Annotated in this window: 1 protein-coding gene; it reads left to right on the top strand. The window is 50.8% G+C overall.

Annotation, left to right across the window (positions count from 1 at the left end; genetic code table 11):
• The coding region (locus F0L68_RS45920) for a hypothetical protein (protein ID WP_210247705.1) at positions 1-229 on the top strand (229 nt) is incomplete at its 5' end.
• Positions 230-295: the final 66 nt, after the last annotated feature.

Raw genomic sequence — 295 nt, 5'->3', positions numbered from 1 at the left:
AGGAAAACCTGCAAGTTGCGCTTTTAACATGTTCTACAAATTGTTCACCCTCATTGCTCTGTTGGTGGCCGTGGCTTTCGCCAGCCCCAACCCCAAGCCTGAGCCAGTGCTGACCTACGCCGCCGCCCCTGCCTACGGATATTCCGCGTATTCAGCATACGCCCCAGTTGCGTACCCCTCTCCATACGCCGCCTACCCTTACGCTTACTCTTCTTATTACGTCCGTTGAAAACCTTCCCCGCCCTGACAACTGAATCTGAAACTGCTAAATGATTTGAATAAAATTTTACATTGC

Origin of the sequence: Solihabitans fulvus (assembly GCF_008386585.1) — a bacterium.
GTDB classification, from domain to species: Bacteria; Actinomycetota; Actinomycetes; order Mycobacteriales; family Pseudonocardiaceae; genus Solihabitans; species Solihabitans fulvus.
Note: the sequence above shows the minus strand (reverse complement) of the source record. Positions and strands in the feature narration are given on the sequence as shown.